The 23,582-nt window shown below is 63.9% G+C and carries 20 protein-coding genes; 15 read left to right on the forward strand and 5 right to left on the reverse strand.

All coding sequences use genetic code 11. The features are described from left to right. Positions 1-40: 40 nt before the first annotated feature. The 3 genes from QWZ03_RS15440 to QWZ03_RS15450 form a co-directional block, all read right to left on the reverse strand. Positions 41-601, reverse strand: coding sequence for a flavin reductase family protein (locus tag QWZ03_RS15440; RefSeq protein ID WP_290333534.1), 561 nt, complete (start codon positions 599-601; stop codon positions 41-43). A gap of 106 nt (positions 602-707) precedes the next feature. Beyond that, positions 708-1,958 (reverse strand): TIGR03862 family flavoprotein, encoded by a 1,251-nt coding sequence (locus tag QWZ03_RS15445; protein ID WP_290333535.1) that lies wholly within the window; start codon positions 1,956-1,958, stop codon positions 708-710. A 331-nt stretch (positions 1,959-2,289) separates the two neighbouring features. Further along, positions 2,290-3,231, reverse strand: a complete 942-nt coding sequence (locus QWZ03_RS15450; protein WP_290333536.1) for a DUF1853 family protein — start codon at positions 3,229-3,231, stop codon at positions 2,290-2,292. 216 nt (positions 3,232-3,447) lie between these two features. Here QWZ03_RS15450 and QWZ03_RS15455 point away from each other — a divergent pair, with 216 nt between their 5' ends. From QWZ03_RS15455 to QWZ03_RS15480, 6 genes are all read left to right on the forward strand, one after another. Then, the gene (locus QWZ03_RS15455; RefSeq protein WP_290333537.1) at positions 3,448-4,032 is read left to right on the forward strand and encodes a nucleotidyltransferase family protein; all 585 of its coding nucleotides are present in this window, start codon (positions 3,448-3,450) and stop codon (positions 4,030-4,032) included. Further along, positions 4,029-5,708 carry a thiamine pyrophosphate-binding protein gene (locus tag QWZ03_RS15460; RefSeq protein WP_290333538.1) on the forward strand — a complete coding sequence of 560 codons (1,680 nt, stop codon included), beginning with the start codon at positions 4,029-4,031 and terminating at the stop codon, positions 5,706-5,708. Before QWZ03_RS15455 ends, QWZ03_RS15460 begins: the two co-directional genes overlap by 4 nt. A gap of 107 nt (positions 5,709-5,815) precedes the next feature. Further along, positions 5,816-8,539, forward strand: a complete 2,724-nt coding sequence (locus QWZ03_RS15465) for a response regulator (protein ID WP_290333539.1) — start codon at positions 5,816-5,818, stop codon at positions 8,537-8,539. Positions 8,540-8,586: 47 nt separating this feature from the next. After that, a complete protein-coding gene (locus QWZ03_RS15470) occupies positions 8,587-8,781 on the forward strand; it encodes a Lar family restriction alleviation protein (RefSeq protein ID WP_284195184.1) in 195 nt (64 codons plus the stop codon). Then, positions 8,778-9,365, forward strand: a complete 588-nt coding sequence (locus tag QWZ03_RS15475) for an IMPACT family protein (RefSeq protein ID WP_290333540.1) — start codon at positions 8,778-8,780, stop codon at positions 9,363-9,365. Before QWZ03_RS15470 ends, QWZ03_RS15475 begins: the two co-directional genes overlap by 4 nt. A gap of 129 nt (positions 9,366-9,494) precedes the next feature. Further along, complete coding sequence (locus tag QWZ03_RS15480; RefSeq protein WP_290333541.1) at positions 9,495-10,946, forward strand: sensor domain-containing diguanylate cyclase; 1,452 nt, start codon at positions 9,495-9,497, stop codon at positions 10,944-10,946. 12 nt (positions 10,947-10,958) lie between these two features. Here QWZ03_RS15480 and QWZ03_RS15485 read toward each other — a convergent pair whose 3' ends face one another. Both QWZ03_RS15485 and QWZ03_RS15490 read right to left on the reverse strand, forming a co-directional pair. Continuing rightward, positions 10,959-11,729, reverse strand: coding sequence for a substrate-binding periplasmic protein (locus QWZ03_RS15485; protein WP_290333542.1), 771 nt, complete (start codon positions 11,727-11,729; stop codon positions 10,959-10,961). Between the two features lie 73 nt (positions 11,730-11,802). Continuing rightward, entirely contained in the window at positions 11,803-12,510 is a 708-nt protein-coding gene (locus tag QWZ03_RS15490; RefSeq protein WP_290333543.1) for a M91 family zinc metallopeptidase, read from the reverse strand. 181 nt (positions 12,511-12,691) lie between these two features. Here QWZ03_RS15490 and QWZ03_RS15495 point away from each other — a divergent pair, with 181 nt between their 5' ends. From QWZ03_RS15495 to QWZ03_RS15535, 9 genes are all read left to right on the forward strand, one after another. Then, positions 12,692-13,771, forward strand: coding sequence for a CaiB/BaiF CoA transferase family protein (locus QWZ03_RS15495; RefSeq protein WP_290333544.1), 1,080 nt, complete (start codon positions 12,692-12,694; stop codon positions 13,769-13,771). Between the two features lie 62 nt (positions 13,772-13,833). Next, positions 13,834-14,880 (forward strand): M14 family zinc carboxypeptidase, encoded by a 1,047-nt coding sequence (locus QWZ03_RS15500; protein WP_290333545.1) that lies wholly within the window; start codon positions 13,834-13,836, stop codon positions 14,878-14,880. Continuing rightward, positions 14,873-15,682 (forward strand): alpha/beta fold hydrolase, encoded by an 810-nt coding sequence (locus QWZ03_RS15505; protein ID WP_290333546.1) that lies wholly within the window; start codon positions 14,873-14,875, stop codon positions 15,680-15,682. Before QWZ03_RS15500 ends, QWZ03_RS15505 begins: the two co-directional genes overlap by 8 nt. Positions 15,683-15,828: 146 nt before the next feature. Continuing rightward, complete coding sequence (locus tag QWZ03_RS15510) at positions 15,829-16,086, forward strand: hypothetical protein (RefSeq protein ID WP_290333547.1); 258 nt, start codon at positions 15,829-15,831, stop codon at positions 16,084-16,086. A gap of 173 nt (positions 16,087-16,259) precedes the next feature. Next, a complete protein-coding gene (locus tag QWZ03_RS15515; protein WP_290333548.1) occupies positions 16,260-19,046 on the forward strand; it encodes a DUF3857 domain-containing protein in 2,787 nt (928 codons plus the stop codon). Between the two features lie 182 nt (positions 19,047-19,228). After that, on the forward strand, positions 19,229-21,061 hold the full coding sequence (locus QWZ03_RS15520; protein ID WP_290333549.1) for an ABC transporter ATP-binding protein: 1,833 nt from the start codon (positions 19,229-19,231) through the stop codon (positions 21,059-21,061). A gap of 64 nt (positions 21,062-21,125) precedes the next feature. Beyond that, positions 21,126-21,863: a hypothetical protein gene (locus QWZ03_RS15525; protein WP_290333550.1), complete on the forward strand. Its 738-nt coding sequence runs from the start codon at positions 21,126-21,128 to the stop codon at positions 21,861-21,863. A 217-nt stretch (positions 21,864-22,080) separates the two neighbouring features. Next, positions 22,081-22,569: a DUF3291 domain-containing protein gene (locus tag QWZ03_RS15530; RefSeq protein WP_290333551.1), complete on the forward strand. Its 489-nt coding sequence runs from the start codon at positions 22,081-22,083 to the stop codon at positions 22,567-22,569. Between the two features lie 94 nt (positions 22,570-22,663). Continuing rightward, complete coding sequence (locus QWZ03_RS15535; protein WP_290333552.1) at positions 22,664-23,563, forward strand: hypothetical protein; 900 nt, start codon at positions 22,664-22,666, stop codon at positions 23,561-23,563. The last annotated feature ends 19 nt before the right edge of the window (positions 23,564-23,582 follow it).

A 23,582-nucleotide genomic window follows, 5' to 3' on the forward strand; every position in this document is an offset into this window, starting at 1 on the left:
ACACCGTATTGCACGGCATACGGAGTTGCCGGCAGTGACCTCAAGGCATGGGCACCTGGAATGCCTCCCCGGTCTCAAAGAAGGTGCCGCCAGCCACATAGTGGATGGAGCGCTCACGGCCCGGTGCGAAATGCCAATGTCCCTGGCTGAAGTCGCGCGGGTCTGCCCAGGCGGCGACCACTTCGGCAATGAACAGATCGTAAGCCTGCTGGATATGCGGCTCGGCCATCACCCTGCACTCCAGCCAGCCCACGCAGCCTGCCAGCAGCGGTGCCGCAACCTGGCTGCCGGCAAAGGTCGCCAGCTGGTATTCGGCAAACTTGTCCAGCTCCCTGCCGCTCTGGTTGCCCACCGCCACGGTGGCCTGAGCCAGACTGCGGCCTGGGATATTGAGCACGAACTCTCCCGACGCCTCGACAAGCTCACGAGTCAGGGTGTGCTTGTCTATGACCACCGTAATCTTGGGTGGCGAGAAATCCAGCGGCATGCTCCAGGCTGCTGCCATCACATTGCGGCGCTCGCCGTGCGCGCTGGAAACCAGCACGGTAGGGCCATGGTTGAGCAGGCGATAAGCCTTGGCGAGGTCGACGGGTTGGTGCATGGCGGGCTCGGCGTTAGAGGGAATCAACCAGCCAGATGGGGGCGATGGCGGCAGACTGCAAGGCAAGGGACAGGTGCGTGCATTATGTTGCAGGCAGCAGGGCCGGTCAGCGCACTCGCGCCAACCAATCGAGCACCCCCTGCCCCGCCTTGCGGCCGCTGGCAAAGCAGGCGGTGAGCAGGTAGCCGCCGGTGGGCGCCTCCCAATCCAGCATCTCGCCTGCACAGAATACACCGGGCAGTTGGCGCAGCATCAGGCCACCCTCCAAGGCCTCGAACCGCACGCCACCGGCCGTGCTGATGGCCTCTGCCAAGGGGCGCGGCTCGCCCAGGGTGATGGGTAGGGCCTTGATGCCCTCTGCCAGACGCACGGGGTCATTGAATGACTCCTTGCTCAGACACTCGCGCAGCAGGCCGGCCTTGACGCCGGTGATACCCAGCTTGCTCTGCAGATGGCTGGACAGCGAACGCGAGCCCCTTGGATGGGCCACTTCGGCCCGCACCCGCGCCAGATCACGCCCTGGCGCCAGGTCGATATGGATGGTGGCATGCCCCTGCCTGGCCACCTCTTCACGCAAGGCGGCCGCATGGGCGTAGATCAGGCTGCCCTCCACCCCGGCATCGCTGACCACGAACTCGCCTTGCTTGCGGTATTCCTTGCCGCTGCCATCGGCAAACGACAGCACCACTGATTTCAGTGGGGCGCCGGCGAATTTTTCCCGGAAATGCTCGCTCCAGGCCACCTCAAAGCCGCAGTTGGCCGGTCTGAGCGGCGCAATATCCACCCCCTGCGCTGCCAGCATTGGCTGCCAGGCACCATCCGACCCCAACCTGGGCCAGCTGGCGCCGCCCAAGGCCAGTACGGTGGCGCTGGCCTTGCAGTGCTTTTCGCCTTCGGCCGTAGCCAGCCGCAGGCTGCCATCCGCCGTCCACCCCAGCCAACGGTGCCGCACATGGATGCGCACGCCCATGCCCTTGAGCCGGTGCAGCCAGGCGCGCAGCAGGGGTGCAGCCTTCATATCAGTGGGGAAGACCCGCCCTGAGCTGCCCACAAAGGTGGCAATGCCCAAGCCATGTATCCAGTCGCACAGTGCGTCGGGGCCGAAGTCCGCCAGCAACTGGCCCAGCTCGCGCTCCCGCTCGCCATAGCGGCTGAGAAAAGGCGCCAAGGGTTCGGAGTGGGTAATGTTCATGCCACCCACGCCGGCCAGCAGGAACTTGCGGCCAACCGAGGGCATGGCGTCGTAGACATCCACCGCCATGCCGGCCTGCACCAGCACCTCGGCCGCCATCAGGCCGGCAGGGCCGCCACCGATGATGGCTATGGCAGGAGAGGAGGCAATCGCGATATCAGACATGGCTCGGGGACGACCCCTGGTGACAATATCCAGGGACTATAGCGTTAATGGCGGGGGCGCATGGTACACCTTGCGGCATGTCGGGCGGTGAGTGGACATCGAGCCGCCACAGCAAATTGTCCCAGGCTACGTCGCCCGGCACCGCTCACCCAGCAACCTCCGCGCACGATCCGTACCCGGTGCCAATGCGCCATGAACGTATGCTTAGAGCGGCTAACAAAACCCAGCGTAGCGGTTCTGGCTAGGCGTGCGAGCGCAGGCGCGCGCAGCTGACAGTACGTGGGTACGGCAAGCCCGCACAACTACGCCAGAAGGGTTTTGTTAGCCGCTCTTATAACCCCAAGGCGGCCGCGCCCGGTGTCTCCGCCACCTTGCGGCGCAGCTGGCGCAAGCTATCAGCGTCGGGCCAGCCTGCAGGCAGCACCATGCCGCGAGCCAGTTCCTGCCCGCCTGCCGCCAGGGGCGCATACTCGGCCACCATGACCGGCCTGGCGCTGGCCGCAAAGTGTCGTGCCAGCAGGGCCTGTACAGCACCCAAATCTGGCGCTTCGCCATAGGCCAGCTGCGGCGCCAGCCACAGGCGCTTGGGCAGGCAGCACCACAGGCTGTCTGGCCGGGTTTGCGGCCATGCCTCACCCCAGCAGCGCCACCAGCCACGCAGGTGGTCGCCAGCCAGCATGGCGGGGGCGGGTGACGAAGGCTCGCGATAGAACATGCGCCCACGCAGCCAGGGCATGGCCTGGACCGGCCCCAGACCATGCAGCGCCGCCAGCCCGGCAGGCGTATGTGGTAGTTGCAACTGGTGGTGCAGCAGGCGTGCCAACTTGAGGCTGAGTGCATCGTGCAGGCCCGGCCCCACCAGGAACAAGCCTTGCGGGTCGGGCAGGGCCAGATAGAACTTTACCGCCAGTTCAATATGCCATACCCGCCCGGTGGGTGGGCGTAGCAGGAAATCGTACTCGCCCAGGCTGCGGCCGGCTTCCCGCACGGCCAACTGGCTGGCCAGCAGGTCGTGGCCGGGCAGGTGGAGCAAGGCCTGCCGCATCAGATCCTCGGCGTAGCGTCCCAGCCTGTAGCCCTGGCCCACCGTTTGCAGGGCCGCCAGCCCTGGCAACAGCGCCGTCCTGTCCAGCGCCCGCCACCAGGCCTCACCCAAGACGGCATCGCCAGCGAGCGCATCGGCCGGCAGCCAAGCCGGTGCCAATAGCGAGGGCGAGGTCAGCAGCCAGTGCAAATCGGCAACAGCGTTGGTTTGTCGTATTTCTGGCAACATCTTTGTGGTATTCCAACCGGTAGGCAGCAAGACAAGTAGTCAAGGCAAGGCTGCGCTACGATACGCCAACTCCGGAAGCAGCACTTGCGAACCGGGGCCTGTCTCCATATAACGCATAGGGGGCAGTGAAACACGGCCAGGGAACCTGGCCGGTTTTGGCGGTTCCCAATGTGCGGCGGGCAACAAGCACGCCACATCCAAGCCAGCGAGGACGACATGGGCCACCACGACAGATCACCGCGCGGCGCGCGCGAACAGATCATCCACCTCGCAGCCCGTCTGATGGCCGAAGAGCACATCGACGACTTTGCCCTGGCAAAGCGCAAGGCCATCAAACGGCTGGGCTTACCCGAGGGCAAGAACCTGCCCGGCAACGACGAGATCGAGGCCGCCCTGCGCGAATACCGCAGCCTGTTCACCCCCAACCATGCCGACGTGGTGACCGAGCTACGCAAGAAAGCCCTCTCGGCCATGCGGCTGTTCACCGAGTTCAAGCCCTATCTGGTCGGTTCGGTCCTGTCCGGCCTGGCTGGGCCGCATTCTGACATCAACCTGGTGGTCTACACCGATGACGACAAGTCGGTAGAGATACGCTGCCTCAACCTGGGCATAGACTACCGGATTGAATCGCCCCCCTCCGGCCACACCACGCTGGCTTTTTATGAGGAAGGCAGTCTGGTGCGGCTCAGCGTCCGGCCCACCAATGACGAACGGCTGGGCGCCCGCGCCGCCTCCGAACCGCTGGAGCGCGCGCGCCTGTCCCAGGTGGAAAACCTGCTTACCTGCCCCGCGACGCCGTGAGTCAGGCTACAGCCCGCCTGGGTGGCCATCTGGTTGCCGATGCCCTGGTGAGCCAGGGCGTCAGCCTGGCTTTTGGGGTGCCGGGCGAGAGCTATCTGTCGGTGCTGGATGGTCTCTATCGCCATGCCGACTTCCGGTTCATCGTCACCCGGCATGAGGGCGGGGCCGCCTTCATGGCAGATGCCTACGCCAAGCTCACCGGCAAGCCCGGTGTCTGCCTGGTGACGCGCGGGCCGGGCGCTACCAATGCAGCCATAGGCATACACACGGCCCAGCAGGATTCCACCCCGCTGGTGCTGCTGGTCGGCCAGGTAGGGCAGGATGTGGTGGAACGCGAGGCCTTCCAGGAGATCGACTACCGCCGCATGTTCGGCAGTATGGCCAAGTGGGTCGCCCAGATAGATCAGGCCGAGCGGGTACCCGAGATGCTTGCCCATGCCTTCCAGCTGGCTACCTCAGGCCGGCCCGGCCCCGTGGTGCTGGCCCTGCCCGAGGACATGCTGGCCGCCAGCACCGACGTGGCTGATGCCCACCCGCATCAGCCGCTGCAGGCCAGCCCTTCGGCGGCCCAACTAGCGCAGCTCACCCGCATGCTGGAGGCCGCCCGGCAGCCTATCGTCATCGTCGGCGGCTCGGGCTGGAGCCGCCAAGCTTGCACCGACCTGCGCCTGTTTGCCGAGGCCTGGCAGTTGCCGGTGGCCTGTGCCTTCCGTTTTCAGGATCTGTTCGACAACCAGCACCCGCTCTATGCTGGCGATGTCGGCATAGGCATCAACCCCAGGCTGGCCGAGCGCCTGCGGCAGGCCGATCTGGTGCTGTGCCTGGGTGCCCGCCTGGGTGAAATGACCAGCTCAGGCTACAGCCTGTTTGATATCCCCATCCCAAGCCAGCAGCTGGTGCATGTGCATGCCGGGGTGGAGGAGCTGGGGCGGGTCTACCAGGCAGCGCTGATGATCAATGCCGGCATGGCCGAGATGGCCGCCGCGCTGCGACTGATACCCTGCCGCCATGCGGGCTATGCCGCCGGGGCCGCCGAGGCGCGGGCCGACTACGAAGCCTGGCAGGGCATACCGCCCATCTATCTGGGTAGGCAGGCCAGGCTGGACTTATGGCAGGTGGTGATGGAAGCACGCCAGCAGCTCCCAGCCGACACCCTGGTCTGCAACGGCGCCGGTAACTTTGCCAGCTGGGCCCATCGCTTCTGGCGCTATGGCAGCCAGGAACAAGCCCGCTGCCAGCTGGCACCGACCTCAGGCGCCATGGGCTATGGCCTGCCCGCCGGCGTGATGGCCAGCATCGTGGCACCCGAACGCACGGTACTGGTGTTTGCCGGTGACGGCGATTTCCTGATGAATGGGCAGGAGCTGGCGACCGCACTGCAATATGGTGGCGCCCCTATCGTGCTGCTGTTCAACAACAGCCAGTACGGCACCATACGCATGCACCAGGAGAAGCACTTCCCCGGCCGCGTCTACGGCACCCAGCTGCACAACCCGGACTTTGCCCGCTATGCCGAGAGCTTTGGCGCCCTGGGCCTGGTGGTGGAAACCACGGCCCAGTTCGGCCCTGCCCTGTCTCAGGCACTGGCTCATCGCCGCCAGACCGGCAAGCCCGCGCTGATAGAACTGCGCATGGATGCTGCCGATCTGGCGCCAGGCCTGCGCCTGGCCAGCTGATGCGGAACCTTCGTCGGCCAGCCGGCATATTTACGCCCTTCCCGGGCTTTCGTTACACGCTCCCCTGCGCCACACTGTATATCTGACCCGCAAGGCACTATCCCGATATGCCGCCCTCCGACGACGATCTCAAGCGCCAGCTGCAACGCCTGCAAGCCATCCAGCAGGCCATCCTCACGGTGAGCCGCCAGGCCAATGCCGGCCATGACCTAGCTGGTTTCGCCGCCCTGGTGCATGGCCAGCTCAATAGCCTGATGATGGCGGAGAACTGCTATATCGCGGTGTGCGACCCGACCAATGAACGCATACGCTATGCCTACTTCTCGGACCAGTGCGAGCCGGCGCCGGAGCCCGAAGCCTGGGAGGGGCTGGGCGATGCCGAAAGCGGCCCCACCGCCTGGGTGATCCGCCAGGGCCAGCCCTTGCTGATGACGGCCGAGGAAGACCGCAACCGCACAGCCACCGGACAGCCCTGGGGCGACGGCAAGGTGGCCGAGCACTGGATGGGCATGCCGCTGCGTGGCAGCAATGATCGCGTCATTGGCGCGCTGGTGACCCAGACCTATCTACCTGGCTATCACTACAGCAAGGAAGACCAGGAAATCTTTGGCGTGATGGCCAGCCATGTGGCGGTCGCGCTGGAGAGGGTGATGCACCAGCAGTGGATGGACCAGCTGGTGGACGAGCGTACCCGCGAACTGGCGCGCGAAGCCCATGAGCGGCGCAAGGGCGAGACCCTTAACCGGGTGTTCTACCAGATAGCCGAACGCGCCACGGCGGGGGATTCGTTCTATGACTTCCTGCAGGCCGTACACCACCTGCTGGGTGAGTTGCTGTATGCCCGCAATTGCTATGTCTGCCTGTATGACGCCGCCAAGGGCGTGCTTAACTTCCCCTACTATGTGGACGAGCGCGACGGCGACACCATGCAGGAATACGACGTGCCCATGCGGCGCGGGCTGACCGAATATGTATTGCGCAGCGGCACGCCGCAGCTGATAGACCGTGACCGCATGCAGGCACTGAGCCAGGCCGGCGAGATCACCGAGGCCACCGGCGACCTGACCTTCTACAGCTGGCTGGGCGTGCCCATGCAGATACGCGGCAGCCTGGGCGGGGTGCTGACCATCCAGAGCTATGAGGCCGACCACCTCTATGACGCCGCCGATGCCGACGTCCTGTCCTTTGTGGCAAACCATATCAGCAGCGCCATCGAACGCAAGCAGGCCTACGATGCGCTGCGTGAGGCCACCCAGGTGGCCGAAAACGCCTCCCGTCTTAAGAGCGAGTTCCTGGCCAATATGAGCCACGAGATACGCACACCCATGAATGCCGTCATCGGCATGGCCTATCTGGCGCTCAAGACCGAACTGACACCGAAGCAGCGTGACTATGTCAGCAAGATCCACAAAGCCGGTAACTCCTTGTTGGCCATCATCAACGACGTGCTGGACTTCACCAAGATCGAGGCCGGCAAGCTGGATATGGAGCGGATCGAGTTCTCACTCGACGAGGTGCTGGCCAATGTAGCGACCGTGACGGCCCAGCGAGCGCAGGACAAGGGACTGGAGTACCTGTTCCATGTGCCGCTCAATATCCCCCGCCAACTGATAGGCGACCCTCTGCGGCTGGGTCAGGTGCTGATCAATCTGGCCAACAACGCCATCAAATTCACCGAACACGGCCAGATCGATCTGCATTGCCGGCTGCTGCGCGAGGAAACCGGCCAGGTACGGCTGGAATTCACCGTGCGCGACAGCGGCATAGGCATGAGCCAGGCACAGGTCGCCGCGCTGTTCCAGCCATTTACCCAGGCGGATGGTTCCACCACCCGCAAGTACGGCGGCACCGGTCTGGGGCTGACTATCAGCAAGCGGCTGGTCAGCATGATGGGGGGCGACATCTCGGTGGAAAGCCATGTCGGCGTAGGGTCGGCATTTCATTTCGCGGTGGATTTCCAGCTGCCTGTCACCCCGCAGCCCACCCTGCGCGGCCTGCTGGATACCCTGCAGGGTAAGAGCGCGCTGGTGGTAGATGACAACAGTGCTGCCAGCGAGATACTGGCCGACGCGCTGCTGCATTTCTCCATCGGTGCCGATACCGCCGATAGCGGCGCGGCCGCCCTGGCCAGCATCAGGCTGGCCGATGCACACGCGCCCTACGACCTGGTGCTGTGCGACTGGCATATGCCCGGCATGGATGGCGTGGCGCTGGCCGAAGCGCTGCAGGCAGCCCGTTTGCGCCACCCGCCCAAGGTCGTACTGGTAACGACCTTCGGCCATGAATCCACCCTGCAGCGGCCTGCCAGCCATGGGGTGGATGCCGTGCTGACCAAGCCCATCAGCCAGGCCGGCCTGCTCAACACCCTGCTGCCCCTGTTTGCGCTGCACGCGCCTGGCGACACCAGCACGGTAGACACCGCCCAGCCAGGTATCGGCTATCGGGTGCTGCTGGCCGAAGACAACGAGATCAACCAGCAGATTGCGGTCGAGCTGCTGCAAGCCCAGGGCTATGCGGTGGAGGTAGCCCAGAATGGCCGCCAGGCACTGGCCATGCTGCATGCCCAGCCGGCCGATTACTACCATCTGGTACTGATGGACCTGCAGATGCCCGAGATGGATGGCCACGAGGCCGTGCTGAACCTGCGGCGGGACGCACACTACAACCGCTTGCCGGTCATCGCCATGACAGCCCACGCCCTGCTGGAGGAACGCGAGCGCTGCCTGCGCGAAGGCATGCAGGACACCATCACCAAGCCGATAGACCCCGACCTGATGTTCCGCACCATGGCACAGTGGCTGGCACCACAGATAGCCGAAGTCAGCCAGTAAGCGCTACCATCGCGGCCCCGCACCCCTGCCGTACCGAGAGACCTGCCATGACCGATGCCACCCCGCTCACCCCCAAACCCTGCAAGAAATGCGGCTCGCCAGGCGAAGTATTGAAGGCCGGCTCCAATCGCTGGTGGGTGGAATGTGCCAAGTTCGGCCGCAACGGCAACTGCAATGTCATCAGCGCCCAGGCCAGCAGCCGCAAGGCCGCCATACAGGACTGGAACGCCCACTGCGCATGAGCAACTGCCTTACCGGGCCTTGCCATAGCGAACTGCTGATCAAGAAAAGCCGCTTTATCGGTTGCGTTGAACCCATGGCCGACCGCGCTGCCGCCCAGGCCCGCGTAGCCGCCCTGCGGCAGGCCCACCCAGCAGCGGCCCATGTCTGCTGGGCCTTGCTGGCAAGTGGGCATTCTGCTGCGGTGGATGACGGTGAACCCAGCGGCACAGCCGGGCGCCCCATGCTTGATGTGCTGCGCCACCAGGATCTGGAAGGGGTGCTGGCCACCGTGGTGCGCTACTACGGCGGCGTCAAGCTGGGTGCCGGTGGCCTGGTAAGAGCGTATACCGACGCCGTCGCCCAAGCCTTGCTGGATGCCCCCCGCATCCCCTTGCAAACCCTCACCAGCCTGCACTGCAGCCTACCCTACGCCCTGGAGGGCCATGTGCGGCGCCAGCTCAGCGTAGCTGGCGCGCAGTTGCTGGGCGTAGAGCACGGCAGCCTGGTACACATGCAATTTTGCCTCCCGGCCAGCGCGGCCGATGCGCTGGTCCGTCAACTCAACGAGTCCTGCCACGGCCAACTGGTCTGGCGCCATCCCTAATTTGCAGGATGGCAAGGCCGCGCCGCCTCTCTACAATAGGATGGTCATGCCATGCGCGGGTGTTCTCGCCCCGCATGTATGGCATGCCCGCCCACCCGCCGGCCCAGCCGGCATCGCGAGAGGAAAGCCATGACCGAGCAGCAGCTGCCACGCCCAGGCCTGGGCGCCTACCTGCTGCTACCCCTGCTTTACTTCGTCGCCGCCCGCTTTTGTGGCGCGTATACCGTCTCGCCTGAGGGCATGGGCATCATCTGGGCTCCCAATGCGGTGTTGCTGGCCGTATTGCTGTATTACCAGGGCCAAGGCTATCTGCGCTTTGCCGTGCTCGCCGTCATTGCCGAAATGCTGGGCGACCTGCCCTACTACCCCGTGCAGCAATCCTTCTTCTTTGGCCTGGTGGATACGCTGGAGGCCACCCTGGCCTGGCTGCTGATGCGCCGCGCCCGTATGTCCACCCAGTTGGGCACGGTAGAGGACCTAGCCAAGTTCATGCTGGCCGGCCCCGTGCTGGCGGCACTGGCTGGCGGCACTCTGGGGGCGCTCACCCTGTATGCTCTGGGCGTCAGCCAGAATGGCCTGCTCAGCATGACCAGGGTATGGTGGTTTGGCGACGCGCTGGGCTATATGATCATGACCCCCCTGCTGCTCTACCTGGCCCAGCCCGCCAGCCGCTGCGGCTACCAGTACCGGCAGGGCGATCTGGTAGCGCTGGTCTTTACCCTGGCCGTTGCCGCCGCCATGGTTGCGGCCGAAAACGGCAGCCTGCAGGGCGTATCCGTCACCCCCGCTGTCCTGCTGCCCTCGCTGCTTTACCTGGCCACCCGCTTCCACCCCGCCTGGTCGGCGCTGGGAGTGGCCCTGGTCGCCATGACGGTAGCCGTGCTGATCACCGGCGGCCACCACCCCTTCGGCAAGCTGCCGCTGAACGAGGAAGTCATGCGCGGGCAGGAGTTCATCCTGATCATGAGCCTGCTGGGCACCGGCTTTGCCGCACTGATGAGCGAGATACGCGAGCACAAGCGCAGCCTGGAAGCCAGGGTGGCAGAACGTACATCACTACTGCTCAAGCTCAATGCCGACCTGGCCCACCAGGCTCAGACCGATGCCCTTACCGGCCTGCTCAACCGCCGGGCCTTCTATGAGGCCGCACAGCGGGAGGTCGAGCGCAGTACCCGCTTCGAGCGGCCGCTGGCGGTGTTGATGCTGGATCTGGACCACTTCAAGGCCATCAACGACAGCCATGGTCACCTAGTCGGCGACAAAGTGCTGAGCCACTTTGCCAGCCTGCTGCGGCAGACGGCACGTGGCTCCGATGTGGTGGCGCGCTATGGCGGCGAGGAGTTCGTGGTGTTGCTGCCGGAAAGCAGCCTGGAACCCGGCCTGGCGCTGGCAGAGCGCTTGCGCGAGAACCTGCGGGACTCGCCTATGCAGATCGACGGCCAAGCCATCGCGGTCACCGCCAGTATGGGCCTGACCGTACTGCGCCCGCCCGAGGGCGTGGAAGCCATGCTTAGCCGCGCCGATACCGCGCTGTATCACGCCAAATCCGGCGGGCGCGACCGCATCATGGAGGCATCCTGAGGCGGCGATAGCTCAGGGTTTCTGCATCCAGGGCACCACAGCCTGCTTGAATTCAGCCGACTCTCTTACCACCGCCACCGTATCCCACAGGCGCTGGGCCCACGCCGGGTGCTGGGCCACAAACCGGCGCGACAGCATGATGAAATTGGGGCGCCGGTCGAGCGGCGGACCTACTTTTTCCAAATTAGCAGCCAGCTCAGGGTTGACCTGCAACAAGCGGTCGCCGTTATGGGTCAGCAAGGCCGCGCCGTCAGCCACGCCCAGTTGCACCTGTCGCAACACATCCTCAGCGTCTTTGGACAACTCCAGCACGTTCGCCCCAGCTGCCCGCAAGGGACCGATGATGGAAAAACGATACTGCACGGCAATGCCACGCTTGAGGTTGCTGAAGCGGCGGCCATCCCAATTCAGCTCGCCCCCCTTGGGCCGATACAAGGAGTAGGTGATTTCCAGCATGCGCTTGTCGATGTCAGGCTTGCCATCCCGCATGGGGTAGACCCCCATCTCCAGCCGCTCCGGCACAAAGCTGGCATTGACCACGCCATCGACCACGTTCTGCTGCATCTCTGCCAGGCAGCGCTTCCAGGGCTTGGCCACCAGCACCACATGCAGGCCGCTGCGCTGGCCGACCATCTCCACCATGGTGATCACATAGCCACTGGGCCCAGGCAATATCCAGGGATGATTCTCCTGATCCTCGAAGCACAAAGTGACGCTGGCGGGCTTGTCGGCCAAGGCGGGCAGCGTCAGCAGGAGGCAGATCAGCCAGCGCAGCGAGGTCATGGTATTCCTCCGGGTATCAGAGAAATATAGATGAACAGAACGATCCTGCGCCGTGCTGAGTGAAGGAATAACGCTAGAACTGCCTGACCCCACCCTGGAAATAATCGCCATAGTCGAGGCGCTGCAGCAGGAAATGCTCCTGCCGGATATGGTTCTCGCTGGGCATCCACTCACCTGGCCGGCGCATCAGGCCCACGGTTTCGCCTTCATCGGTACCCGTCGCGACTATCCTGGCCTGCCGCATTGCCGGCCTTTGCGCCGGCAGGGCATTGAATTCATCCAATGCAGACCGACGAAACATGGTCGCCCCATGTGCATTGCGCCAAGCATGCACCAACTCATGGCCCAGCCCAATGAAATTGGGCCGCCGCTCGGCTCCGACCACCAAATTGTCCGGATTCCAGTTGACCGTGGTGCCTATGCCGCCGGCACCACGTTGGCCATTGGCTTGCCGATACAGGCCCAGGTTGGGGTTATGCCGGTTGGCCACCTGGGCTTCGGCATCATTCACGTTGGCAGAGCGCTGTATATCCACCCAGCCATGACTGGCCCGCAAGGTAGCATTGGTTTCAGTAAACATCCGGTTGGCCGTGTACTTGGTATCCAGCTTGGCCATGGCGCGGCGGGTCTGCACTGTGAAATCGGCAAACTCGACATTGGACAATCCGCCACGGCGCACCGTAAATCGCTCATGCGTGCTGCTTGCCACACCCCGGTCGGCAGGCCGTAGCGCTGCGCGTCCCGCTGCAAGCAAATCTGGGGTGACTCCGTGTCGGTTCATCCTGCGCTCCTCCTGGCCATCGGCCATGGCCACCATGGCCATGAACGCGGTCCGTCAATGAACTATCTAGACGTTCACGCCAGTAATGGCAAACTGTGGCGTGCCGCGCCGCCCGATCCGCTACCCTCGGCACCGGCACGGTCACTTGCTCCTTCCCGCTCCACTGTTGAAAGTGCATTCCATGGCAGACCCCAAGCAACCCCTGGCTGGCGTCAAGGTTGTCGAACTTGGCTCGCTGATCGCCGGGCCGTTCTGTACCCGCCTGATGGCCGACTTCGGCGCGGAAGTCACCAAGATAGAGCCGCCCGAGGGCGACCCCTTGCGGCGCTGGCGGCGGCTGCACCAGGGTACATCGCTGTGGTGGTATGTGCAGAGCCGTGGCAAGCGCTGCATCACCCTCAATCTCAAGCTCGATGCCGACCGCCAGCGCGCCCGCGAGCTCTGTGCCGGCGCCGATATCGTAGTGGAGAACTTCCGCCCCGGCGTGATGGAGAAACTGGGCCTGGGTTGGGACACCCTCTCGGCCCTCAATCCCAGGCTGGTGATGGTGCGTATCTCCGGTTTTGGCCAGAGCGGGCCCTATCGCGATCTGCCCGGCTTTGGCGCGGTGGGGGAATCCATGGGCGGCCTGCGCTATGTGACCGGCTTTGCCGACAGGCCACCGGTACGCACCGGGGTGTCGATAGGCGATTCCATTGCGGCGCTCTACGCCGTCATGGGCGCCCTGATGGCCCTGCGCCAGGTCGAGGTCAACGGCGGCCGGGGGCAGATAGTCGATGTGGCGCTGTACGAGGCCGTGTTCGCCATGATGGAGAGCCTGGTGCCCGAGTTCGACCACGACGGCTTTATCCGCGAACGCAGCGGCAACATCATGCCCGGCATCACGCCCTCGAACACCCATACCACCGCCGATGGCCGGCATATCACCATCGGTGCCAATGGCGATGCCATCTTTGTCCGGCTGATGCGCGCCATAGGCCGCCATGATCTGGCGGCAGCACCCGACCTGGCGGACAACGCCGGCCGCGATGCCCGCCGTGACGAGATCTATGCCGTGATAGACCAGTGGGTAGGCCGCCACAGCCACGACGAAGTCATGGCCGCCCTCAAGCAAGCCGAAGTCCCCGCATCCAAGGTCTATTCGGTGGCCGACATGCTGGCCAACCCACACTTCCACGCCCGCGAGATGTTCATCCCCCTGACCCTGCCCGATGGCAAGGTGATACGGATGCCGGGCATCGTCCCCAAGCTGGTCGGATAGGCCGAGGCGGGACTTGTAAGAAAACCGTCACGGCCACCGGCCCACAGGCTGGCTATGCTGGGATGCAGCCCCCTGCCGACCCGCCCGCCATGCTCTATGACCGCCTGCCCGAACTTGCCCAACTGGAGCGCCTGATCGCGCATGGCCAGGGCTACTTGCGGGCGCAGACCGTGGCTGAGGTGCGCGCGGGTGGGCATGCCCTGCCGGTCAAGCTGCTGAGCATGGGCAGCGAGCGGCCGGATGCGCCGGTGGTGGGTTTCTTTGGCGGTGTGCATGGGCTGGAGCGTATAGGCACCCAGGTGGTGCTGGCCTTTATCCACAACCTGCTGATGCGGCTGCGCTGGGACCCGCTACTGGAACACCAGTTGAGCCAGGTACGGCTGCTGTTCATGCCGCTGGTGAACCCTGGCGGCATGCTGCAGCGGCGTCGCGCCAACCCGGCCGGGATAGACCTGATGCGCAATGCCCCCATCAATGCCAGCGAGCCGGTGGCCTGGCTGGTGGGCGGGCATCGCCTGGGCGGCTGGCTGCCTTGGTATCGTGGCCCCGATGGCGAGGACATGGCTCCCGAAAGCCAGGCCCTGTGCGAGGTGGTGGCCGCCGAGATGCTGGGACGGCCGCTGGCGCTGGCGCTGGATTGCCATTCCGGCTTTGGGCTGCGCGACCGTATCTGGTTTCCCCTGGCGGGCAGCCGCCGGCCTATTGATGTACTGGGCGAGATCTACACCCTCAAGACCCTGTTCGACCAGGCTTACCCGCACCATCGCTATGTATTCGAGCCGCAAAGCCGGCAGTACCTGACCCATGGGGATTTGTGGGACCACCTCTACCTGCAGTCGCGCCAGCTGGGGCAAGGCTTGTTCCTGCCACTGACGCTGGAGATGGGTTCGTGGAACTGGGTACGCAAGAACCCGCGCCAGTTGTTCTCGCGCCTGGGGGTGTTCAATCCGGTGGCACCGCATAGGCAGCAGCGGGTGATGCGCACCCACCTTGCCTTCATGGAATTCCTGACCCGCCTGGCCGGCAGCGAGCAGCGCTGGCTGGCCGGCCACCTGCGCAGTGCCCGCCACCGCATGGACGCCATGCACCTATGGTATCGCGATGCCTGAGCCTCACCCCTGGGTGTTGCTACGCGGGCTGGGGCGGGAGGCACGCCACTGGGGTAGCCTGCCGGGCCTGCTGGCGGCTGCAACCGGCAGCCGTATCTACACCCCGGACCTGCCCGGCAATGGCCGGCTATGGCGCCAACCGAGCGCCAGCAGCATTGCGGGGCAGCTACGCCAGTTGCGCCTGCAACTGGCCACGCCCTTGAGCCATGGGCCGGTACAGGTGCTGGCGATCTCGCTGGGCGGCATGGTGGCGCTGGAATGGGCCACCCGCCATCCCGAGGAGGTGGCGCGGCTGGCGCTGGTGAACACCAGCCTGGCGGGTTTGGCTGCCCCCTGGCAACGACTGCGCTGGCAGCGCTACCCGGCGCTGCTGCGCCTGCTGTGGCAAGACGCGGCAATGCGTGAGCACGGTATTTTGCAGATCACCAGCAATCTGCCGGTGCGGCGCCAGGCGGTGCTGCACGACTGGCAGCAGTGGCAGCAAGCCTGTCCCGTTTCGGCCAGCAACCTGCTGCGCCAGTTGGCCGCGGCCGCCCGCTACCGACCCCCCGCAGCCTGGCCCCGCTGCCCGGCACTCTTGCTGAACAGCCAAGAAGACCAGCTGGTACACCCACGCTGCTCGCAGCGGCTGGCCCAGGCCAGCGGCTGGCCGCTACGGCTACACCCCTATGCCGGCCACGATCTGGCGCTGGACGACCCGCTCTGGCTGGCCCAGCAGGTGGCTGGCTGGGCACGACATAAGGCCGAACCAGCACTGGCAATAGAACCAGGGGAGTACGCAGCGCCCCCCGGAGCGCGGTAGGATTAGCCCGGTGCTACCCGCAAGGCCGGTCAGGCATTATGGGTAGCGTTTATCCGCCCACGGCATATGCTGCCGCGTGTTGCACCGGTGTGGTGCAAGGCGCAAGCCGGGGGCCAGACCCACCACCAGCCTACCCTGTCGCCATCATGATCCTCGACTTCGAACTCTCTCCCGCCGACGACGCTCGCAAGGAAATCGCCAGCGTACTGACCCATATCGACCGTTTTCTGCAAGGCCGCGAAAATGGCCTAGCGCACGCCAGCAAAGACGATCTCAAGGCCTATCTCAAGTCCATGTTCAACTTCTCCACCGATGTGCTGAGTATGGTGGTGACCAAGGAAGCCTACGCGCTGGAGCTTGAACTGGGCTACGTCAAAGTGGTCTGCAAGCTGAAACGCTACTGACCTGTCACTTGCAATATAATCAGTAACTTACCCTGCTGTTGCCACGGGCATCCGGGGGCCGTAGCAGGGGCTGGCTGCGCCTGTTCCTTGTTTCCAGGTGGATAGGCCACCACCGCCATGCCCCGTCGTACCTCTCCCTGTTGTTTCATTGATTGAGTATTGGTTTCATACGCATGCGATTTCATGGCTTATTGCTGACCGCCCTGCTGGGCGTTGCTTACACCTCCCCCCTGCACGCCTACGCAGCCACCGCCAACCCGGCCCGCGAGCAGGATATCCTGGCCCGCAGCTTCAGCCGGGGTGCGCCACTGCCCCAATGGGCACAACCCCTGGCCGAGATTCCCGCCACCCGGCGCGAAGACCCGCTGGTAGTTAGGCTAGCCGAGACCCAGTCTTATGCCGGCGCCACCCAGGCCACCCTGATCAACCGCGCCGTGCAGGTCAACGACCGCAATATGCTCGATCGTATCGGCCAGCTTTCGCTGACCTACTACCCCGATTACCAGAAGCTCAAGCTGCACCGCCTGACCATACTGCGCGACGACAAGCCGCTGGACCATACCCGCACCGTCAACGCGCGCCTGCTGCAGCGCGAGCAGGCACTGGAGCAAGGCATGTACACCGGTGCCAGCACGGTACAACTGCTGGTCGAAGACGTCCGCCTGGGCGATACCCTCTGGCTGACCTACAGCATCGAGGGCAGCAACCCGGTATTTGGCAACCGCCTGACCGAGGACTACTCCTGGGATAGCGCCGACCCGGTGGAACTACGCAGCCTGACTGTCTTCTACCCGGCGCAGCGGCCGGTGCGCTGGCAGCAGTTTGGTGATTTCCGCACCGATGCCATCAGCCCCAAAGTAGATGACTACAACGGCATGAAGCGCCTGCGCTTCGAGGCACGTGGGGTGGAGGCCCTGGAGTACGAAGGCGGCATCCCCTCAGAATACTTCCCCGCCCGTTTCCTGCAGTTCAGCGAATACCGCGACTGGAACGAAGTGGCGCGCTGGGCCACCGGCCTGTTCCCCGAGCCCAAGACCACCCCGGCACTGGCCGCGCTGGTGAAGCAGTTCAATGCCGAAGCCACCCCGGCTGCGCGTGCTGCCGCTGCGCTGCGCTGGGTGCAGAATGAAGTGCGTTACTTCAGCGTCTCCATCGGCGAGAACTCGCACAAGCCGCAAGACCCCAATGTGGTGATCAAGCGCCGCTATGGCGACTGCAAGGACAAGACCTATCTGCTGGTCACCCTGCTGCGCGCCATGGGCATCACCGCCCACCCCTTGCTGGTATCGGCCCAGGCCCCGCTCTTGCCCGGCCGTATGATGGCCTCGCCCACGCTGTTCGACCATGTCATCGTGCAACTGCAAGTGGACGGCAAGACCTACCATGTCGACCCCACCCGCACCGGCCAGCCCTCGCCGCTGGACAAGCTGGCCCTGCCGCTGCCCGGCGCCAAGGGCCTGCTGGTGGCAGCCGACACCACCACGCTCAGCACCCTGCCCGAGCGCGACAATAGCGCGATACGGTTCGAGCGGGACGAGCGCATCGTCATCCAGAGCTTTGATGGCGACGCTACCCTGGAAACCAACGAGACCTTCAGCGACAGCCATGCCGAATCGGCCCGGCTCAATTTTCCCAGCATGTCGCGCACCGAGTTCAAGCGAGACCTGCTGGCCATCTACGAGAAGCAATACCCCGGCATTACCCTGGCCGCCGATCCCGAGTACCGCGACGATGTCGCCAGCAACAAGTTCTATCTGAAGGCCCGCTTCAAGCTGCCCAAGCCGCTGCAGCTAAAGGATGGCCGCTACCGCATCGAGTACGACAGCAGCATCATCAGCGGCTCGCTGGGCATACCGGACAAGATAGTCCGCAACTACCCGCTGCAACTGGCACGCGGCACCTTCACTGCCCGTTACCGGCTGCGACTGCAATGGCCAGATAGCGTGCGTCTGAACAAGGATCCGCAGAACACCACGCTCGATACGCCTTATTTCCGCGCCGCCGAGGAATACTCGGTACGCGGCAACAGCATGGATTACCTGCTCGACTACCAAGTCAAGGTCGACAGCGTGGCGGCCAAGGACGTACCCGACCTGCAGCAGCAGGCCAAGCAGTTGACCAACTACACCAGCGGCAATTTCAACGTGGATGCGCACTTTGCCAACCAGCAGCGTGACGGCAAGCTGTCCATGCGGGCGCTGGATGGCACATCCACCAGCCAGGATGCCCAACAGATCGTCGGCCAAGCCGCCAAGACCCGGCCCAGCAGCGAGGAAGACATCGCCACGCTCTGCCATGCCCTGTTGACGGTCAACCAACTCAATGACAACAAGGCCGCACGCAGCCAGGTACAGGCCGTGGAATCGCTGGTCCGGCAGTTCCGCAAGAGCGTGGCCGCCCAGCGCTGCCAGGCCCGCGCCCTGCTCGAGGACGCCCGGTTCGCCGAGAGTGTGGCCGCCCATGAGAAGGCCGGCGAACTGGCCGATGACGACAGCGATATGCAGGACCTTGCCTGGGCCCGCTATTACGCTGGCGACACCGACAAGGCACTGCAGGACATGGCGCGCTACAGCCAGGCCATGCGCGAGGAGAACGGCGCCCTGCCCGGCTTCGTGGCCGTCAACCAGCTGGCCCTGCTGAAACTGGCCGGACGCGAGATACCCGCCGACGCCCTGCAGTATGCCCAGCAGCTGCCCAACGGCCCCTGGCCCCGCCCGCTGCTGGGCATGCAGGCCGGCCTGATCAGCCCCGAGACCCTGCTGAAGCAGCTGCAGAGCCTGCCGGCCGATGAACGTGATCTGGCCTTGTCGGAAGCCTGGTACTACATCGGCCTGCAGCGCCTGGCCGAGCAAAAACCCGAGGAAGCCCGCAAGGCCTTCCAGTGGGTGGCCGACAATGGCATGCCCAGCTACGAGGAAACCGTCCAGGCCCGCATCCAGTTGCGGCGGCTGGGACAGTAAGAGCCTGTTCACCCCGCTCTCCCTTTTCGGGGGCGGGGTGTACCGCCGGCCGCACGGCGCACTCGCCGCCAAGCAGCGTGCACCTGCAAGCGCCGCCATCCCCACCCTGGTGGATGCCGTACCCGCCCCACCCTTGCTACACTGCCGCCTCAGTCACACCATCCCAAAGTGCAGGCCGCAGCGTGTTCCAATGGTTTGAAAACCGCGTCAACCCCTACCCCGACGCCCCACCTTCCCAACCGCCCCATGGCTTCTTCCCCTTCGTCTGGTCCGCCACCCGCGGCATGCGTGGGCTGATTGCCGCCATCATCCTGCTCACGGCCAGCATCGGCGCCTTCGAAGCCCTGTTGTTCAGCATGCTGGGCAGCGTGGTGGACTGGCTCTCGGCCACCGCCCCCAGCGAGCTATGGCAGAAGGAGCGCAGCAACCTGCTGCTGTTGGGCGGCATCCTGCTGGCCAGCCCCCTGGTCATCGCCCTGCAGGCCATGTGCAAGTACCAGGGCCTGTTTGCCAACTTCCCCATGCGGCTGCGCTGGCATTACCACCGCCATCTGCTGGGCCAGAGCATGGGCTTCTACCAGGACGAGTTCGCCGGCCGGGTCGCCGCCAAGGTCATGCAGACAGCACTGGCGGTGCGCGATACCGTGGTCATCGTCTGCGACATCCTGGTGTTCGTGGTCATCTACTTCATCACCATGGTGGCCGTGGTCGGCGGCTTCGACCTGATCCTGCTGCTGCCTTTCATGGGCTGGCTGCTGGCCTACGGGCTGACGCTGTGGTTCTTTGTCCCCCGCCTGGGCAAGGTGGCCAGTGCTCAGGCCGATGCCCGCAGCCTGATGACAGGCCGCGTCACCGACGCCTACACCAATATCGCCACCGTCAAGCTGTTTGCCCATAGCCAGCGCGAAGCCACCTTTGCCCGCCACGCCATGGAAGAATTCATGCTCACCGCCCGCCAGCAAAACCGGCTGGTCAGCGGCTTCGAGGTCATCAACCACATCCTCAGCATGCTGCTGATAGGCAGCACGGCCGGTGCCACCCTCTGGCTATGGAGCCATGGCCAGGTCGGCATAGGCGCCGTGGCGGCCGCCACCGCCATGGCCCTGCGGCTCAACGGCATCTCGCACTGGATCATGTGGGAGATGGCCGCCCTGTTCGAGCAGATCGGCACCGTACAGGATGGCATCAGCACCCTGGCCCGCCCCATCACCATCCAGGACCAGGCGGGCGCCCAGCCGCTGCAGGTAAACCAGGGCGAAATCCGCTTCGAGCAGGTGCACTTTGCCTACGGCGGCAGCAAGGCCGTGCTGCAGGATCTCAACCTCACCATCCGCCCCGGCGAAAAAGTGGGCCTGGTGGGCCGCTCCGGCGCCGGCAAGAGCACCCTGGTCAACCTGCTGCTGCGCTTTTACGACGTGGAGCAGGGCCGCATCCTGATCGACGGCCAGGACATTGCCCAGGTCACGCAAGACAGCCTGCGCCGCCAGATCGGCATGGTCACCCAGGACACTTCGCTGCTGCACCGCTCAGTGCGCGACAACCTGCTCTACGGCCGCCCCGATGCCAGCGACGAACAGATGATCGCTGCCGCCCGCCGCGCCGAAGCGCATGAATTCATCGAACTCCTGACCGACCCCAAGGGCCGCACCGCCTACGAGGCCCATGTGGGCGAGCGTGGCGTCAAGCTCAGCGGCGGCCAGCGCCAACGCGTCGCCATCGCCCGCGTCATGCTCAAGGACGCCCCCATCCTGCTGCTGGACGAAGCCACCAGCGCACTCGACAGCGAAGTGGAAGCCGCCATCCAGAGCAGCCTCTACCGCCTGATGGAAGGCAAGACCGTGGTGGCCATTGCCCATCGCTTGTCCACAATCGCCGCCATGGACAGGCTGATCGTGATGGACGAAGGCCGGATAGTGGAACAAGGCAGCCATGCGGAGTTGCTGGCCCAGGGCGGGTTGTATGCGCGGCTATGGGCGCACCAGAGTGGGGGATTCTTGGGCGAGGAGAGTGGTTAATTCTGGCAAACAATTGAAATCCCATCAACCACCAATACTAACCCTGTATGCGAGAACAACCCATATGATGAAACTCATCCCTGAACTCAAAAAAATACCCAAAAAAATCCTCATATACTTATTGCTTTACACACTTCTCATCTCATTAATACATATCACTTATATATGCACGACCACCCCAGGGAAAGCTACCGAGACAACTAACAGCTTCCTTACCATAACAATGACAGCCTTGGGACTGTATATTGCATACGAAGGACTATCAACATGGAAAGCACAGCTCAAGGGACAGGCCGACCACGACCTAGCAAAACGGATATTGACAAACACACACCGATACAGAATTTCAATAAAACAATTTAGGGCATATATCAGCAACTACGACTTGACTCTTCCCGAAAACAAGTCCAAAGAACACTTGACCAAAGAATGGGAAAAATACTATTGCTACGAGCAACTTTACACACTGCGTCAAGACAAAGTTAGGCACGCCGAAACTAACTTATCTGAAGATCTTTATGAAGCCTGCGCCCTTTGGGGCAGCCAAGGTTACGCACTGGAAGAGGAACTCCATAACTTATTTCAACATGGCCGTCGACTAAAGTATGAATCCGACCAACTCCTCAAAGACATGCGAATGGAAGTGGACCCAACCTACACTCCCAGCATAATTCAAGTAGACAAAAGTGGCAGAGAAATTCTGTATACACCTGACAACCCCAGAAGTGATATTTTTCTTTACACTTTAGAAAGTTCAACACAGGCCATCAGCAATATACTACGTGAAAAACTAGCCAACTAATCAAACCCACGCATTGTACAAATACACTTCATACGTACAAATAAATTATGATCATTACCAACGGTTATGCCACCGCTCAACTTGCATACTTGGGCGACGCCAGCTTGGAAGCAGCCTCATTCGCAACTCAAAGTGCTGCAGAGAATAGTGCCGCAGACACCTTGATTTCCCCAGTACTACCCCCACCCTCTACCTATCCCCACTTCCCGGTGCCCCCATGTCCTACCACCTTGCCCAGGTCAACCTCGCCTATGCACGCGAGCCCATAGACGCGCCCCTGATGGCGGACTTTGTGGCGCGCATTGCCGAAATCAATGCATTGGCCGAGGCCAGCCCCGGCTTTGTCTGGCGCTACCAGACCGACGCGGGCTACCCGCAGGAGTTTGGCGACCAGCTGGTGCTGTTCAATATGTCGGTATGGGATAGCGTGGAGGCCCTGCACGCCTATACCTACCGCAGCGCCCACGCCGAGGTGTTTGCCGCGCGCAAACGCTGGTTTGAGGATATCAAGGCCAAGCTGGGCCTGCCTCATATGGCGCTGTGGTGGGTCAAGGCGGGCGAACTGCCCACGGTGGCCGAGGCCAAAGCCAGGCTGGAATACCTGGGCGAGCACGGCCCCAGCCCCCATGCCTTCAGCTTCAAGCAGCGCTACTCGCCCACTGGCTTAGCCTTGGCCTACCCCAAACCGGCGCTAGCCACAGCCTGACGCAACAGCGCATGGTACTAACACCGCCTGCCCCTTGGGTGGCAGGCTTTATCATGGTGGCCGTTGCCGCAAACCCTTTGAGCCCCTGGCTACCATGCCCCTGACACTTCTGTACCGCCCCGCCCTGCTTGGCCTGCTGCTGACCAGCACCCTTACCCTGGCCGACGACACAGAGCGGGGCTACGACCCCAGCGCCACCCACCCCGACCCCACCAACGGTGCCATCGTGCTGATGGATGGCCGCCTGTCCCGCCCTGCCGATGCGACCGCCGCCCAATGGCCGGCCGGCAAGCATCTGGCGGGCCGCCATTTCAAGGCCGGCAGTGGCTGGTGGGCCTTGGCCTGCCAGGATACCTGCACGCTGACTGCGACGCAGCTTAGCCTGCGCCACCTCAAGCACCCTACTTATGATGGGCCGTCCATGCCCGGCCAGTACCTGAGCTGGTCGCCGCTACCCTACCAGCTGGACCAGCCCGATGCCGCTACGGCCGGCAACACTGTGCTGCTGGCGCTGTTCAAGCCCAAGCCGGCCCAGGTGGCACTGAAGCTGGCATCTGGCCCGGTCAAGACCTGGCTGCACCAGGGCATGGATGCGTACCCGGTCAGCCAGAAGAAGGGAACCGGCTCGGAGACCGTTCGCATCAAGCTGGACAAAGGTAGCGCCACCATCGTGCCCGTCCTGGCCGACGAGCCTGAGCGCCACGGCGAGACCAACCAGCCCACCGAATCGCAGCTGGAACTGCGCGCCTATGGCCGCAAGCAGAACCTGGGCGAGGTAACCTTTGGCATTGATGGCGGCATGCCGCTGCTAGCCAAGAGCTATCTGCACTGGGCCGGCGATCTGGACGGCGATGGCCGGCTGGACCTGCTTTTGGACCACGACCAAGCACGCGGCAAGCTGGTGCTCTATCTCTCCAGCTTGGCCCAGGCGGGTGAGCTGGTAGGCGAGGCCGGTGCTTTCAACTACATTGCTCCCGACGACCCTGGCTGTTGAACCCGCCAGGGCGCTTCCA

The sequence above is a fragment of the Chitinimonas viridis genome, from assembly GCF_030409555.1.
GTDB lineage: Bacteria > Pseudomonadota > Gammaproteobacteria > Burkholderiales > Chitinimonadaceae > Chitinimonas > Chitinimonas viridis.

Coding starts and splice junctions, on each gene's coding strand:
- QWZ03_RS15440 (WP_290333534.1), bottom strand. CDS start 601: ATGCACCAACCCGTCGACCTCGCCAAGGCTTATCGCCTGCTCAACCAT.
- QWZ03_RS15445 (WP_290333535.1), bottom strand. CDS start 1,958: ATGTCTGATATCGCGATTGCCTCCTCTCCTGCCATAGCCATCATCGGT.
- QWZ03_RS15450 (WP_290333536.1), bottom strand. CDS start 3,231: ATGTTGCCAGAAATACGACAAACCAACGCTGTTGCCGATTTGCACTGG.
- QWZ03_RS15455 (WP_290333537.1), top strand. CDS start 3,448: ATGGGCCACCACGACAGATCACCGCGCGGCGCGCGCGAACAGATCATC.
- QWZ03_RS15465 (WP_290333539.1), top strand. CDS start 5,816: ATGCCGCCCTCCGACGACGATCTCAAGCGCCAGCTGCAACGCCTGCAA.
- QWZ03_RS15470 (WP_284195184.1), top strand. CDS start 8,587: ATGACCGATGCCACCCCGCTCACCCCCAAACCCTGCAAGAAATGCGGC.
- QWZ03_RS15475 (WP_290333540.1), top strand. CDS start 8,778: ATGAGCAACTGCCTTACCGGGCCTTGCCATAGCGAACTGCTGATCAAG.
- QWZ03_RS15480 (WP_290333541.1), top strand. CDS start 9,495: ATGACCGAGCAGCAGCTGCCACGCCCAGGCCTGGGCGCCTACCTGCTG.
- QWZ03_RS15485 (WP_290333542.1), bottom strand. CDS start 11,729: ATGACCTCGCTGCGCTGGCTGATCTGCCTCCTGCTGACGCTGCCCGCC.
- QWZ03_RS15490 (WP_290333543.1), bottom strand. CDS start 12,510: ATGAACCGACACGGAGTCACCCCAGATTTGCTTGCAGCGGGACGCGCA.
- QWZ03_RS15495 (WP_290333544.1), top strand. CDS start 12,692: ATGGCAGACCCCAAGCAACCCCTGGCTGGCGTCAAGGTTGTCGAACTT.
- QWZ03_RS15500 (WP_290333545.1), top strand. CDS start 13,834: ATGCAGCCCCCTGCCGACCCGCCCGCCATGCTCTATGACCGCCTGCCC.
- QWZ03_RS15505 (WP_290333546.1), top strand. CDS start 14,873: ATGCCTGAGCCTCACCCCTGGGTGTTGCTACGCGGGCTGGGGCGGGAG.
- QWZ03_RS15510 (WP_290333547.1), top strand. CDS start 15,829: ATGATCCTCGACTTCGAACTCTCTCCCGCCGACGACGCTCGCAAGGAA.
- QWZ03_RS15515 (WP_290333548.1), top strand. CDS start 16,260: ATGCGATTTCATGGCTTATTGCTGACCGCCCTGCTGGGCGTTGCTTAC.
- QWZ03_RS15525 (WP_290333550.1), top strand. CDS start 21,126: ATGATGAAACTCATCCCTGAACTCAAAAAAATACCCAAAAAAATCCTC.
- QWZ03_RS15530 (WP_290333551.1), top strand. CDS start 22,081: ATGTCCTACCACCTTGCCCAGGTCAACCTCGCCTATGCACGCGAGCCC.
- QWZ03_RS15535 (WP_290333552.1), top strand. CDS start 22,664: ATGCCCCTGACACTTCTGTACCGCCCCGCCCTGCTTGGCCTGCTGCTG.